Annotated in this window: 14 protein-coding genes; 4 read left to right on the forward strand and 10 right to left on the reverse strand. The window is 57.7% G+C overall.

Going from position 1 to position 14503, the window contains the following annotated elements:
• Nucleotides 1-82: 82 nt before the first annotated feature.
• From fae to ACWXTG_RS05110, 10 genes are all read right to left on the reverse strand, one after another.
• Complete coding sequence (gene fae, locus ACWXTG_RS05065) at nt 83-619, reverse strand: formaldehyde-activating enzyme (RefSeq protein ID WP_230347420.1); 537 nt, start codon at nt 617-619, stop codon at nt 83-85.
• A gap of 348 nt (nt 620-967) precedes the next feature.
• Entirely contained in the window at nt 968-1513 is a 546-nt protein-coding gene (gene hxlB, locus ACWXTG_RS05070) for a 6-phospho-3-hexuloisomerase (protein WP_309565473.1), read from the reverse strand.
• Nucleotides 1514-1630: 117 nt separating this feature from the next.
• Nucleotides 1631-2260, reverse strand: coding sequence for a 3-hexulose-6-phosphate synthase (gene hxlA, locus ACWXTG_RS05075; RefSeq protein ID WP_309565474.1), 630 nt, complete (start codon nt 2258-2260; stop codon nt 1631-1633).
• Nucleotides 2261-2404: 144 nt separating this feature from the next.
• Entirely contained in the window at nt 2405-3355 is a 951-nt protein-coding gene (tal, locus tag ACWXTG_RS05080; RefSeq protein ID WP_309565475.1) for a transaldolase, read from the reverse strand.
• 134 nt (nt 3356-3489) lie between these two features.
• The gene (locus tag ACWXTG_RS05085) at nt 3490-4335 is read right to left on the reverse strand and encodes a triphosphoribosyl-dephospho-CoA synthase (RefSeq protein WP_480220934.1); all 846 of its coding nucleotides are present in this window, start codon (nt 4333-4335) and stop codon (nt 3490-3492) included.
• Nucleotides 4332-5258 carry an ATP-grasp domain-containing protein gene (locus ACWXTG_RS05090; RefSeq protein WP_480220935.1) on the reverse strand — a complete coding sequence of 309 codons (927 nt, stop codon included), beginning with the start codon at nt 5256-5258 and terminating at the stop codon, nt 4332-4334. The genes ACWXTG_RS05085 and ACWXTG_RS05090 overlap by 4 nt, the downstream gene beginning before the upstream one ends.
• The gene (gene mch, locus ACWXTG_RS05095) at nt 5258-6241 is read right to left on the reverse strand and encodes a methenyltetrahydromethanopterin cyclohydrolase (protein WP_457137601.1); all 984 of its coding nucleotides are present in this window, start codon (nt 6239-6241) and stop codon (nt 5258-5260) included. Before mch ends, ACWXTG_RS05090 begins: the two co-directional genes overlap by 1 nt.
• Nucleotides 6242-6262: 21 nt before the next feature.
• Complete coding sequence (locus tag ACWXTG_RS05100; RefSeq protein ID WP_480220936.1) at nt 6263-7372, reverse strand: ATP-grasp domain-containing protein; 1110 nt, start codon at nt 7370-7372, stop codon at nt 6263-6265.
• 26 nt (nt 7373-7398) lie between these two features.
• On the reverse strand, nt 7399-8310 hold the full coding sequence (locus tag ACWXTG_RS05105; RefSeq protein ID WP_309565480.1) for an NAD(P)-dependent methylenetetrahydromethanopterin dehydrogenase: 912 nt from the start codon (nt 8308-8310) through the stop codon (nt 7399-7401).
• A gap of 96 nt (nt 8311-8406) precedes the next feature.
• Nucleotides 8407-9405: a beta-ribofuranosylaminobenzene 5'-phosphate synthase family protein gene (locus ACWXTG_RS05110; protein WP_480220937.1), complete on the reverse strand. Its 999-nt coding sequence runs from the start codon at nt 9403-9405 to the stop codon at nt 8407-8409.
• 264 nt (nt 9406-9669) lie between these two features.
• Between ACWXTG_RS05110 and ACWXTG_RS05115 the strand changes: the two genes are divergently transcribed.
• From ACWXTG_RS05115 to ACWXTG_RS05130, 4 genes are read left to right on the forward strand one after another with little or no spacing between them, the layout of a single operon-like run.
• Nucleotides 9670-10965: a formylmethanofuran dehydrogenase subunit B gene (locus ACWXTG_RS05115; RefSeq protein ID WP_480220938.1), complete on the forward strand. Its 1296-nt coding sequence runs from the start codon at nt 9670-9672 to the stop codon at nt 10963-10965.
• Between the two features lie 21 nt (nt 10966-10986).
• Nucleotides 10987-12663 (forward strand): formylmethanofuran dehydrogenase subunit A, encoded by a 1677-nt coding sequence (locus ACWXTG_RS05120; RefSeq protein WP_480220939.1) that lies wholly within the window; start codon nt 10987-10989, stop codon nt 12661-12663.
• Nucleotides 12663-13571: a formylmethanofuran--tetrahydromethanopterin N-formyltransferase gene (gene fhcD / locus ACWXTG_RS05125; protein WP_480220940.1), complete on the forward strand. Its 909-nt coding sequence runs from the start codon at nt 12663-12665 to the stop codon at nt 13569-13571. The genes ACWXTG_RS05120 and fhcD overlap by 1 nt, the downstream gene beginning before the upstream one ends.
• Nucleotides 13568-14377, forward strand: coding sequence for a formylmethanofuran dehydrogenase subunit C (locus tag ACWXTG_RS05130; RefSeq protein ID WP_480220941.1), 810 nt, complete (start codon nt 13568-13570; stop codon nt 14375-14377). Before fhcD ends, ACWXTG_RS05130 begins: the two co-directional genes overlap by 4 nt.
• Nucleotides 14378-14503 lie beyond the last annotated feature (126 nt).

Genomic DNA, 14503 nt, shown 5'->3' on the forward strand with positions numbered 1-14503 from the left:
ACGCCCTGATACCGGAATATCAGGGCGTTCGTTCTGTGTTCCGATATCATGATGGCGATATCGGATCTTCCACGCTAGAGGATTACTTAGCTTGGAATGGGTGAGCAGATTCCTTGTAGCTCTTCAGTACGTCAGCTACCTTAGGCTCACGCGCAACAGCGTTCTTGATCGCTTGCTTGGTAGCTTGGTAGTTCCACTCTTGGATACGCTCATCGATATCAGCACGGCTGTCGATGAATACGCCTACGGAGATGAATACGTCATCAGCTTCTTCTTGTGGAATGGTGCCGTCGGCAACACAATCCATCACAGCCATCGCGATACCGCGTTGTGCAGGGCCGAACATCTGAACAGCTTGCTTGCCGTTCTTGATGGTGACCTTGTTGAACATCACGGTAGCAGGCTTCACCATCAGGTTAGGAGCCACGATAGCCAACAGGCCGTTTACGCCTTCCTTCTGGTCGGTCAAAGTGCGGCAGAAAGCGTCTTCTGCAGCGCTACCGCGAGGCCCAATAATCAGATCGATGTGAGCTACGTTCAGCAGGTCCAGGCCGCTGCCGTCAGGACGATTGTCAATAACAAGAGCTTCACCTACTAAAACGCGATCAATAACTGCCATTTCATTCTCCAATATAAAGTTTCCGTAGAAACACGTCGACATTGCCGGGTTAGCTATGCCATCTAACTGCCTTACGTCTGTTTAACGTCAAGCTTGAAAATTTGCAAATATTATACATAGTTTATGAAAACTATGTGAATTGCCACATAAATAATTTGCTTCCATACAAAATTAACATCGGGCTTGTCCCCGGTCTACTCACCATGATGAGCATGAGCATATGCATGGTAACGGCGAGTTAGTGTGATACTTTAAATAGAAGTTCACACAAGATTAAAAATTAAGCAATAAAAAACCCGGAGGCCTTGTGGGGCATCCGGGTCTCGCCTTGGTATTAAAACCGAGGGCTTATTCGAGGTTGGCGTGGATCGCGCGCATGCCCTCTTCTGTCAGGCCTTTCTGGTCTACCAGCTTGGCAATTGTGGCTTCCAGGAACCAAAGCGTAGACAACTCGAAAATGGTGCCCATAGGCAGGCCATGAGTCTTGTCGAATGCATGTGCATCGTTGCCGCCGACCGGCACCACCAGGTCAGCCAGCTCCGCCATCGGAGACTGGGCCTTCATGGAGATCACGATGATCTTGGCGCCTTGGCTCTTGGCCTTCTTGACCAGAGGCATCAAGGTTTCCGTGCTGCCGGAACCAGAGATCACGATGAAGAGATCGCCAGCCTGGATGCTTGGCGTGACAACCTCGCCCACCATGCTCACTTGATAGCCGGCATGCACCAGGCGCATGGCGAAGAAACGGGAAACCAGCAGGGAACGACCAGCGCCGCCGATAAAAGTACGGCCGGCAGCATCAACCAGGCTCAGAATCTTGTCATCATAGCCTTCTGCTGTATTGTTGATTACATTGGTCAGTTTGCTGACCACGAGCTCTTGATATTTATTCATAGCATTCACCTTAATTAAACGATGATGAAACTCTAAAAGGCCATAATAAAAAATCCACCAACTTAGCTCGGAAGAGCTATGTATGGTGGATTTTTTTAGCTTGGCTTAAGCGAAAGATTACTTAGCCAGACCAGTGATTTCAGCAGCAGCAGCAGCTGGATCAGCAGCACCGTAGATAGCAGCGCCAGCAACGATGATGGTAGCACCAGCGTCCTTAACTTGCTTAACGGTAGCTGGCTTAACACCACCAGCAACGGAAACTTCCAGACCTAGGTTCAGACCGGTAACAGTCGACAGGTCAGCGAATGGAGTTTGACCGGCAGCTTGTTGGTCCAAGCCAGTGTGAACGCCGATGATGTGCGCGCCCAGCTTAGCAACTTCCTTGGTACGAGCAGCCTTGTCAGCTACGTTGATCAGGTCGACTTGAGCCTTTTTGCCGTACTTGTTAGCAGCGTCAATCACACCCTTGATAGTACCCAGATCAGCTACACCCAGAACAGTAGCGATGTCAGCACCAGCCTTGTAGAAAGGCTCAGCTTCGTAGAAACCAGCATCCATGGTCTTCAGGTCAACCAGGATCTTGTTGTTAGGGAACTTTGCGCGCAGAGTTTCCAGCAACTTGATACCGTTGTGCTTGATACATGGTGTACCGATTTCGAGAATGTCAACGTGTGGAGCTACCTTTTCAGCCAGCGCAACGGTTGCGTCGAAATCCAGTGAATCTAATGCCATTTGTGTCAATGCCACGATACTTCCTCCAAAAGGGTTACAAATTGAGTACTACTGAAAATAAAAACTACTTTTTATACAAAAGCGGAACGGCAATGGTAATCGCCAAGAGCGCCGCGTGTCAACGTTAATGAGGCATTGACACGCAGGCGATTGAAGTCATTACAGCTTTTCGGCCAATGCCTTTTCCAGCTTGTTTTGGTCAACCACGAAACCGCGGATGCCTTCAGCCAGCTTTTCTGTCGCCATGGCATCTTCGTTCTGCTCGAAGCGGAACTCTTTCTCTGTCAACAAGGCAGGACGTTGCTTGGTAGCGCCGTTATCCACCAGCACGCGTGGCAGGTTGCCTTCTGTCGCCTTCAGCTCTTCCAACAGGTTGGGAGAAACAGTCAGGCGGTCGCAACCAGCCAGCGCAATGATTTCACCGGTGTTGCGGAAGGAAGCGCCCATCACCACGGTCTTGTAGCCATGCTCCTTGTAATAAGCATAAATGCGGCGTACGGACAAAACGCCCGGATCGGTTTCAGCAGTGTAGGTCTCACCGGTCTTGGCCTTGTACCAGTCGAGGATACGGCCAACGAACGGGGAAATCAGGAACACGCCAGCTTCAGCACAGGCACGCGCCTGGGCAAAGCTGAACAACAGTGTCAGGTTGCAGTTGATGCCTTCCTTCTCGAGGATCTCACCAGCCTTGATGCCTTCCCAGGTGGAAGCCAGCTTGATCAGTACGCGATCCTTGGAAATGCCGGCATCAGCGTACAGCTTGATCAGCTTGCGGCCCTTTTGCACCATCGCATCGGTGTCGAAGGACAGGCGTGCGTCCACTTCGGTGGAGATCTTGCCAGGGATATGCTTGAGGATTTCTTGACCGATCAATACGGCCAGCTTGTCGGCAGCGTCTTCGATTTGTTGTGCCTTGTCGCTGCTCTGGGACTTGGCGTAGGCGATTGCTTCATCGATCAGTGGAGCATATTGAGGAATGGTACTTGCCTTCAGCAGCAGGGATGGGTTGGTGGTTGCATCGTAAGGCTTAACGCTCTTGATCGCTTCCACATCGCCGGTATCCGCTACAATCGTCGTGAATTCCTTAAGTTGATCGAATAAATTAGCCATATTGCTCCTCCTTGAGAAAATACAGAAATATTACGCTTGAAAACTTGCTTGCCCGACTGGGAGGCTGTTCAGCCAGGAATAGGCCCAGACCCCGCCAAAGGAATCGGGCTAGTATAACTGAATTTTATTCATAACTATAGAGCGTCGCGTCTCGACAGCGCATACGCCAGCAAGGTGGCGACAGTCAGGTCTGCGCTCGTTCCTGGATTCAGCTCCCGCTCCTTCAGTTCGATATCGAACCGGAGCAATGCCCGCTGGTAAAGCTTGGGATTTTCGTGCGACAGCAATGCATTCAGGTGCACGCCTGCCTGGCGACTGACGTCTTCCGCCTGCAACTGGCCGTACTTGCGCTGGATGTGGCTATCGGGAAAGCGGCTTAACAGCGTCAAATAAAGCGCCGTTGTCGCCCAGGCAGCGTTCTGCCATACCCCCATCGCCTGCGTATACGCATCAAGGCCAACGCCAAACACATCTTCGAATCCGTGCGCATACTGCCAGGCGATACGATCCCGCCCGGCAGAAGCCTGCATTGCCTCGAGCAAGGTAATGCTCGGCGCTTCGCGCACGTCATGCTCGCCAGCCTCGCCCAGGCCTCCAGGGGAAGCGCGGACGATGGCCTTGAATGCAAGTTCGGCATCACGGACATTCAGTTGTGCCAATACCTGCTGCAATTGTTGACGCAGCGAACCCTTCACATCAGACAAAGCAGCATGGATCAAGGGTGCGGACAACAACACGATGCCGAGGTTGGTATTGCAATCCACGACGCTCCAGGTTGCTTCCACCGAAGCCAGGATGCGCTGCCCCACCGAAAGCCCTGGCTGTGCAATCACGCCGGCTACGGCATCGGCGCTGCGAATGAACTCCTGCACTACCATGCCGTGCCCGTCGGCAAAGATATGCACATTGCCCGGCTTGAGGCTGGTCAGCTCCGCCATGCAGGCCGCACGGAACGCTTCGGCAAGCTGAGAACCGTTCATGAGACGGCCGTCAAGGCAGGTTGCGTATGGATGCGGGAGAGGAAATCGTCGACCAGGAGCTGCCCGATATTCAGGCCGGTCGCCCCTTGCAGGCCTTTCCATGCAGGGATGCTGTTGACTTCCAGCACATAAAGCTTGCCGTCGCCGTCCCGGATGATATCCACGCCGCAATAGTCCACACCGACCGCCCTGGCAGCGGCCTCCGCCAACTGGGCCAGCTCGCCCTCGGCCGCAACCGCCTCGCAACGGCCGCCCTGGGCCACGTTATTCACCCAATGGCTGCCATGGCGGATCATCGCGGCAACCGCCCTGCCCCTAATGACGAACACCCGATGGTCATGCCAGGCGCCCTCGCCGCTATCCACATAGGCCTGCAGGTAATACAGACCATCCACATATTGCTCCATGGGAATGGGGAAGGCGGTTTCGTGCGTGAGTTTGCGTATGCCCTGCCCTTGCGAGCCGAACAAAGGCTTGAGCACCAATTGCCGACCTGCCATGGTTTCCCTGAGGTAGATTTCCTGCGCCTGGTAGCGCGACTCGCAAACCCAGGTTTGCGGCGTCGGCACCTGGTTGAGGTGCAGCAGGAAGCTGGTCATGGCCTTGTCTACAGTGCGCTCGACTGCATGGCCGTCGTTGTAGACCACCACGCCCAGCAGCTTGAGCGCATGCAGGATATCTAGCCGTGCAACCACGCGCTGCAATGTCCCGCCCGGCACGCCGCGCACGAACACCCCCTTTGGCAAAGCGTCCTCAAACCCCGGAATCAGGACTGCCGGCTGGTTGGCACCGAGGCCGAGATTGAGCGCACAGTCCTTGAGGGAGACGAATACCGCCTCGTATCCACGCACGGCAAACGCCTCCTTGAGGCGCTTGCCATGCCAGCCGGGATCATCGGTAAAAACCGGAATGCGATGATCCACTATGCGCTATAGCCGAACGACTGGTCCAACAGGGCAGCATCCAGCTTGCCGCCGGTGAAGCTCTTGCCCGATTCGATGGCTGTCACCGTCACTGCGGCCGGACTGAACAACAAGGGGTCGATCTTGTAGAAATCCATATTGACCGCCTTGAACACCTCGGCGAACGGACGGCCGTAGTCGCGGGAGGCGCTGCTTGGCAACTCCTTCGCCAGCTTCGCTGCCGCTTCGTCGCTGCCCTTGACGAAGATATGCGCATGTCCGCCGAACAGGATGGCATCGTTGGTACGGCCCATGCCGATGAGGAAATCAGGTGCCGGCGGCGGCAACGGCGCGCTCGCAGCGCCATCGACCACGTGCTCCAGCGGGAAGTGCAAGGTATGGATCTTGTGCAATGCCACTTCCAGCACGCGCGCCACGATCTGCACGGTGCCGGCCAGGCTGCGGGTCGGGGTCAGGATGAAGGTCAGGTTTTCCGCCTTGACGCCGGTATCGCGCGCAACCTTCTCGACCACCTCCTGCGGCGGCACCTTGTCGCTTTCGAGCACCAGCACTGCGGCATCGGCGCTGTCCTTGTAGCCCAGCTCCTTATAAAGCTCTTCACGGCCAGCCAGCGCACGGCCCGGGCCGGAACCGAGAGAGAAGAACTTTTCATGGGAAAGGCTCCAGCCGGCATACTGGCTGCCCAGGCAGGAAAGCACGGGATTGTTGGAATGCACGGACAGCGTCCAGGGCCAGTGCGGGAAAGTGCTGGAAGAATGCAGGTTGACATGCCCGAGGCCGCCCATGCAGATTTCAGCAATCAGGCGCCCGGCTTCCAGGCCGCCCTCGGCCTTGATGCCCGCATCGATGACGGTCGCTCCGCTGGGCAGCTTTTCCACCAGCAGGCGCAAGGTCTTGGCATTATCCACCAAGTGCTTGACCAACGGATTGGTGAGTTGATTAACGCTTGGCCAATAACTGGTATCGATCACAGCCTCGGACATGGAGTTCTCCTAATTTATCTATCAAGGGTTGAAATATGGTTGGAGCATAGCGCTCAATAATGTCATTCGTGTTCTTGCCAGCGCTTCGGCATCCTGCGCATTTTCAGCCTCGGCTTCAATGCTGCACAAAGGCATGTTCCGCGCAATGGTGCTGCCGGCCAAAGGCTTGTCCATCGTCCATTCCGGCCATGAGAAGCCGCCCGGAATGCGGATATCGAAAGGGGCGTAGAATACCAGATTCGCCGTTGCTTGGATTCGCCCGGATGACGTGAAACTGGCAGGCTGTCCCGATATATGGCAAACCAGCCACTCGGCCTGCATTTCGATTGGGTACAGCCCCAGGCTGGAACTCAACCTCGGGTTGACTTCCAGCACCCAGAACTGCTCGCCGTCCACGACCACATCTAGGCTGTTCAAGCCGCGCAAACCGAATGCTTCGGCAAGGTGCCCGGCAGCGCGTATCAGTTCCTTTGCAACAGCCTCAGCCAGTACTACCGGACCGGCGAGGCCGCCATAACGGTATGGCAGGGAATCCAGAGGAGACAATAACTGCCGCTGGAAACCCAGCGATTGAATACCGCCCTCATACGCAAGAAACAGCAAGGAAAACGGCTGTCCATCGACCTTGCGCTGGAAATAGTTTTCCTCTCCCGCCGTCGACAATCCAGCCGGGGCAATATGCATGCCGCCGCAACCGCCCTGCCTCTTGCTCAGCCATTGCGCCACCTCCGCACCTGACAAGGATTGAGCCGGCGGCTGATCAAAGCAAGTTTCCGGCACCGGGATGCGGTGCTGGACGCATGCCTGGAAAAAACGGCGTGCATCCTTGCAGGCGGCCACGGTCTCCGCAGAGTTGCCAACCAAGTCTACCTGCGAAGCAAGCTCGGCAATCAAGGCTGGCTGGGCTTCGAAACCGCTGCCGTACAGCAAGCGGCTGGCGCCGAACTCCTCAATCGCGGGCAGGAGACAATCTCTCACGGCATCGGCAGAGAATCCTCGGCTGTCATAGTCCAGCAGCAAATGCCGGTCGCAGGCATGCAAGGTATCCTCGTCACCAAAAACATCGGCAGCCAGGACTTGGAATCCTGCTGCCGAGGCTGCAACGACATAAGGGCGGACATTCGCCGCCACGATCGCGATCTTGTTATTCAGCGTGATTACACGAGGTCTTTGCGTGCAAGTTCAAAGGCCGTCATGAAGTCGATGTAGACGTGGCTTTGACCTTCCAGCATGCGCTTGAACAGGCGCTGCTGCGTCTGGTACTTGATATTGCCGATCGCCAAGGCGCCCACGCCGTAGATTTCCGTGCCCTCGATCAGCACGCCGTCTGCCATCACGCCTACGCCTTCCGCACCGGTCGGCGGCACGGCATTCACATCGGCCACCACCTTCAGGGTCTTGGACTTCTTCATCTGCTCGATGGTCAGCACGCGCACGCCTGCCGCCGCGCAGCAAAGCGCAATGTCGGTACTCGCCAGAATCTGCGTCTTCAATTCGTCATTGCTGCCATCGACACAGACAATGCTGGTGCCGTAACGCTTGTTGTAGGCGGCAGCCTTCTCTTCGACATCCGCCATGGTCTTGTGTGCCACCATCTGCACGGTTGCGCCATACTTGGAGGCGATCACGGCAGTGCAGCCGCCCACCGGGCCGGTCGCGCCAAATACGCTCACCTTGCGGCCTTCGAGAGTGCCGCCGAAATTCTTGATCAGCAACTGCTCTACACGCGCCATCATTGCGGCAGACGTAGTGAATGCGCCGGACGGGTCGGCAAACACGGAGATTTCAAAAGGCGGCACCATGGATTTCTTGGCGGTTTCCAGCATATCCATTGCCAGATCCACATCGCGGCCGCCGATGAGCATGCCGGTACGCCATACGCCGCGAGGACCGCGCGAGAAAATGGCATCCTGCACAAGGCCGGTCACTTCATTCAGCTGCACGTTGGTGTATTGCGCAATTGCATCGTAGCCCGCATCGTACGCCATGTTCACGTCGAACGGACTGGCATTCTTCGATGGCGTAATAAAGTGTAGTACATAAGGCTTTTCCAATTTGATCCCTTCCATTTCGCTTGCCCTCATTAATGCGGTACTTTACGTTAAGTAAATAATGGCTGTTGCCATTGTTTCAAAAACCTGATGGTTCCAAAAATCTTCAAGACACTATTCTATCGAGCATGAACTGATCTGCGCGCCAGAATTGATCCCTCTGCACAACAAAAATTCCACTTCAGAAATATGGGAATATCGAGATTCTAGCGCTTCCAGCAGCACTCGTGCATCTGTTTCATCGGCACAGACGGCGAAACCTGTAGGCCCCCATGAGCTTTGGCCGACGCAATCGATGCCGTCGGTTTCCAATTGCGCCAGTATCCTTGAAATCACAGGGCTGGCATAACGTCCGCCCTGGGCCGGGGCAAAATGGTCGCCGGTGCGCCATTGCAGCTCGCGTATCGCCTGCCCAAAAGCCGGCAGATCATGCTCGGCCAAGGCAGGCAAGGCCTGCATCAGCAAATGGCGGCACAGCACCGCCGCGCTATCGGCGGGAAACTCCGGCAAACGGCGGAACGCTTCACGCTCCTCCGCGCCATGCACGCCGGTATGGCTGCGGTCGAACATGAGGATGATGCGCCAGTGCTCAGGAAATTCGGCGCGGGCGATGATGGGTGGCACATCCGTGCCCTCGCCGCGGCCGCCGTCGACGATCACCCCGCCTTGGGCAAACGTGCCCAGCCCGATACCTGAGCGCGCGCCGCGCGAGGTGAGCACTGCAATATCACGCAGGTTCAGACCAAGATTGAATAATTGGTTGATTGCGCTGCCGATGGCGAGCGACATCTGGGTGCCGGAACCCAGCCCGGCATGTTGCGGAATTGCGCTTTCAATCTGGATACGCACGCCCTGGGATAATTGCAGCGCGTCGGCAATGGAAGTGGCAATTTTCAGCCCGCGCTTGGCGCCGGGGCCTTCCACCTGAATATCATGTGCGGGAAAAGCGCGCAGGGAGGTCACCGGTTGATCCAACGATACGCCGATACTTCCGAACTTGCGACCCAAATTACCGTTGAGATCAAAAAACCCCATGTGCAATCGTGCCGTGGTAACAACACTGACGCCCTGCTTATTGATGATGAATTCCTTCAGCTTGCGAGAAACCGGCACTTGTGATGCCAATAATCCGTTATTGTAGCCCAGCCTTATACAGTTTAAAAAGTTCGAACAAGATTTTTTACTCTCCTCCTCACGAGGAAGTTTGTTGGCACAAAACGGCATGGTCGCGCTTGAAGCTGTTTTCAGGCAGTATCACGGAGTATAATCTTGCAGCAGCCTAACCGGCTGGCAACTCGGCAACCGGTGTCACCGGTTTGCATCGTGCCTGACCGAGGCATGAACCTTGAAAAACTAACCAGTTTTCGGATGGAGAACATGACGCAATCAACCCAATTTCCGGCGGCATCGCTGGAGGCTGTGCCCTATCCTGCCGACGGGCTACTGAGCGACGATCTCACGCTCGCGCGGGATGCCAACGGCAACTTATCACTGCAATCTCCGCACTGTCCCCAAAGCAAGGCCTTCTTTGAACAACCTTCCAGCAGCGCCGTTCCCGCCATCAACGGCCAGGCAGCCACGCTGGAAGCCGCCATCGAGAAGGCAAGCGGCCTCTTACGCGGCGCGAAGCACCCATTGCTGTCCGGCCTGGCGACAGACGTCTACGGCATGCGCGCGGTCATGAACCTCGCCGAAACCTCGGGCGCCACCATCGACCACATGAATTCCAAGAGCTCGATGAAGAACATCCTTGTCATGCAGAATTCCGGCTGGTTCGTCACCACGCTGAGCGAAGTGAAGAACCGCGTGGACCTGCTGGTGGTGATCGGCACCGATATCGTCAGCTACTTCCCGCGCTTTTTCGAGCGCGTGATCTGGAACAAGGAGGCGATGTTCACCGAGAACACCGCCGACCGCGAAATCGTCTATCTGGGCGGCCGCGACCTGAATACTGCGCCTGGCGTTTCGCCGAACGGCAAGCAACCCGACGTGCTGCCTTGCGACCTTGACCGCGTTCCAGAGGTGCTGGCCGCGCTGCGCGCGATCGTCGCCGGCAAGCCGCTCAAGGCGGACAATGTCGCGGGCATCGCCCGCGAGTCGCTGGAGAAACTCGCCGAACGCCTCAAGGCAGCCAAGTACAGCGTGCTCGCCTGGACCGGCAGCGCGCTGGATTTCCCGCATGCCGAGCTTTCCATCCAGAACATCGTCGGCGTCGTGCAGGAACTGAACAGGACCACGCGCAGCGCTGGCCTGCCCTTGAGCGGCAACGACGGCGACGTGACGGCCTACAACGTCAGCACCTGGATCAGCGGCTACCCGTTCCGCAACTCCTACCGCCGCGGCTATCCCGACTACGACCCCTATCACTACGACACCTCGCGCCTGCTTGCCGAGGGCGAAACCGACGTGCTGGTCTGGATCAACAGCTTCAAGCCGGAGCGCGTGCCGCCCAAGAGCAAGGCGCCCTCCATCGTCATCGGCCATCCGGCCATGCAGTTCGAGCAAGCGCCTGAGGTGTTCATCCCGATCGCGATTCCCGGCCTGGAAGCAAACGGCGCGCAATTCCGCAGCGACAGCTCGGTAACGTTGCCATTGCGCAAACTGCGCGACACCAGCCTGCCCACACTCGCCGACGTGCTCTCTGCCATAGAGTCCGCACTCAAGGCCGCTTAAGCAAGTCAAGGAACCAGAAACATGCTGATTAAACTGACAGGTGGCCGGGTCTACGACCCGGCACACCAGATCGACGGCAAGGTCATGGACATCTATGTCCGCGACGGCCGCATCATCGACCGTCCCGGCGACAACGACACCATAGACCAGGAATACGACCTGCGCGGCAAGGTGGTCATGGCGGGCGCGATCGACATGCATACCCACATCGGCGGCGGCAAGGTGAATATCGCCCGCCTGATGCTGCCCGAGGACCACCGCGGCTCCGCCACCACGCATACGGCCGCCTGCCGCGCCGGTTGCGGCCATGCGGCTCCCTCGACATTGAACACCGGCTACCGCTACGCGGAAATGGGCTACACCGCAGGCTTCGAGCCGGCGCTCTCCCCGGTCAATGCGCGCCAGTCGCACCTGGAAATGTGCGATATCCCCATCCTGGACAAGGGCGGCTACGCCATGCTCGGCAGCGACGACTACTTCCTGCGCATGCTCGCCGCGAAGAAAGATCAGAACGCAATCAACGACTACGTTGCCTGGATACTGCATGCGACGCAGGCCATCGGCATCAAGGTGGTGAACCCGGGCGGCATCAACGCCTTCAAGTTCAACCAGCGCGCACTGAACCTGGACGAAGAGAACGTGCATTACCAGGTGACGCCGCGCGAAGTGCTGCAAGCGCTGACGCGCGCCGTCTACGAACTGGGCATCGCCCACCCGCTGCACGTGCACGGCAACAACCTGGGCGTGCCCGGCAACGTCGAAACCACGCTCAAGACCATGGGCGCGGTAGAAGGCTACCCGGTCCACCTCACGCATATCCAGTTCCACAGCTACGGCACCGAGGGCGACCGCAAGTTCTCCTCCGGCGCTGCCGCCGTAGCCGAGGCGTTGAACAAGCATAAGAACGTCTCCGCAGACGTCGGCCAGATCCTGTTCGGCCAGACCGTCACCGCCTCCGGCGACACCATGCGCCAATATGCCAACTCCGGCCATGCGCACCCGAACAAAGCCGTGCTCATGGATATCGAGTGCGATTCCGGCTGCGGCGTAGTGCCGTTCAAGTACAAGGACCAAAACTTCGTCAACGCATTGCAATGGGCGATCGGCCTGGAAATCTTCCTGCTGACGGAAGACCCGTGGCGCATCTTCCTCACCACCGACCACCCGAACGGCGCGCCTTTCACCAGCTACCCGCACCTGATCCGCCTGCTGATGGACAAGAGCTTCCGCAACGATATGTTCACCAAGCTCAACCTGGATGCCCAAGCCATGAGCACGCTGACCTCGATCGACCGCGAATACAGCCTCTACGAAATCGCCATCATGACGCGCGCCGGGGCCGCCAAGCTGGTCGGCCTGCACGACCGCGGCCATCTCGGCGTCGGAGGGGCTGCTGACATCACGGTCTACACCGACAACCCGGACCGCGAAGCCATGTTCTCCAAGCCCGACTATGTGTTCAAGGACGGCGAACTGGTAGTCAGGGACGGCCAAGTGGTCAAGGTCACCTGGGGTAGCACGCATACGGTCAAGCCGGATTTCGACCGCAGCATTGAAAAGGATCTCAAGCAATATTTCGACCGCTATCACACCATGAACATGGAAAACTACAAGGTCAACGCCGCCGAGCTTGAAGACGGCGGCCGCGGCAAGGTGATTGTTCAGGAAGCCAAGGGTCGCAGGGAGAAGACAGCATAATGATTATCAACGGCGTAACCATAGACGACACCTTTGCCGAAGCCTTCGGCATGCGCGGCACCCGTGTCATCATCACCGCGCAGAACCTGCGCTGGGCCTACAACGCAGCGCGCGCCATGACCGGCTTCGCCACCTCGGTGATCGCCTGCGGCGTGGAAGCAGGCATCGAGCGCGAGCTGGCCCCGGAAGAAACACCGGACGGCCGCCCCGGCGTCTCCATCCTCATGTTTGCGATGAGCAGCGCGGTATTGATCAAGCAGCTCGAAACCCGCATGGGCCAGTGCGTGCTGACCTGCCCTACCGCGGCGGCATTCTCGGGCATAGACGACGGCTATCCTGAAATTACCAAGATCAATCTCGGCAAGAACCTGCGCTTCTTCGGCGACGGCTTCCAGATTTCCAAGGTGTTCAACGGCAAGCGCTACTGGCGCGTACCGGTGATGGACGGCGAATTCCTCACCGAGGAAAGCACCGGCATGATCCGCTCCGTGGGCGGCGGCAACTTCCTGATCCTGGCGGAATCCCAACCGCAGGCGCTCGCCGCATGCGAAGCCGCGATCGACGCCATGAGCAAAGTGCCCAACGTCATCATGCCGTTCCCCGGCGGCGTGGTGCGCTCCGGCTCCAAGGTCGGCTCCAAGTACAAGGCATTGATCGCATCGACCAACGATGCGTTCTGCCCCACGCTCAAGGGCATCACCAAGACCGAGCTTTCGCCCGAGATCGAATCAGTGATGGAAATCGTGATCGACGGCCTCACCGACCCCGACATTCGCGTCGCCATGCGCGCGGGCATCGCCGCCGCATGCGCACTCGGCGCCAAGAACGGCATCAAGCGCATCTCCGCCGGCAACTACGGCGGCAAACTCGGACCCTACCACTTCAAACTAAGGGAGATCATGGCATGAGCGCTTTGACCTTCACTCTCAAGACAACATTGCAGCAACGGGTCGACCTGTCCCCGCTAACCCCCGACAACCTGGCAGGCAAGAGCCTGGCGGACATCGGCGCCATCCTGCTTGATAGCGGCCGCGAGAAACTGCGCGCGGACAGCCTGTTCGACATTTCAGGCGACGATGCCGCAGACATCGTCTTCAACAACGCCAACGGCAAGCTGGACTTCATCGGCAGCCAGATGAAGTCGGGCCGCATCACCGTCAACGGCGGAGCAGGCTCCTATCTCGGCCTGCAGATGCGCAGCGGCCACATCGTGCTCAACGGCGATGCCGACGCCTTCCTTGCTAGCAGATTGGCGGGCGGCCTGATCGAGGTCAAGGGCAATGTCGGCGATTTCCTCGCCGCAGCGCTGCCTGGCGACCGCAAGGGCATGAAAGGCGGTATCGTGCTCATCAGCGGCAACGTCGGCGAGCGCGCAGGCGACCAGATGCGCCGCGGCATCATCCTCATCGAGGGCAACGCCGGATCATACCTCGCCTCGCGCATGCTGGCAGGCACCATCGGCGTGCTTGGCAGCGTCGGCGAATATGTGGGCTACGGCATGCGCCGCGGCACCTTGCTGCTGAACCAGGAACCCAAGCTGCATGCCACCCTGCAGGACTGCGGCACCCATACCCTGCCCTTCCTCAGCCTGATGTTCAAGTCGTTCCGCAACCTGCCGAGCAAGTTCGCCGCGATCAGCCAGAACCGCGTGCAGCGCTATGCCGGCGACATCGCCAACGACGGTAAGGGTGAAATCCTCGTATTCAAGCAATAAATTTTTCCGCACGACTGCGGCATCAAACAAAGCCCGCGCCATTGGCAGGGCTTTTTCATGCATGGCCGATCATTAACAATTGTAAACAATGTTTGCAACGAACTTATGGTCGTTTAAGCTACTCAA

It is taken from the genome of Methylobacillus sp. DLP286 (assembly GCF_056636515.1).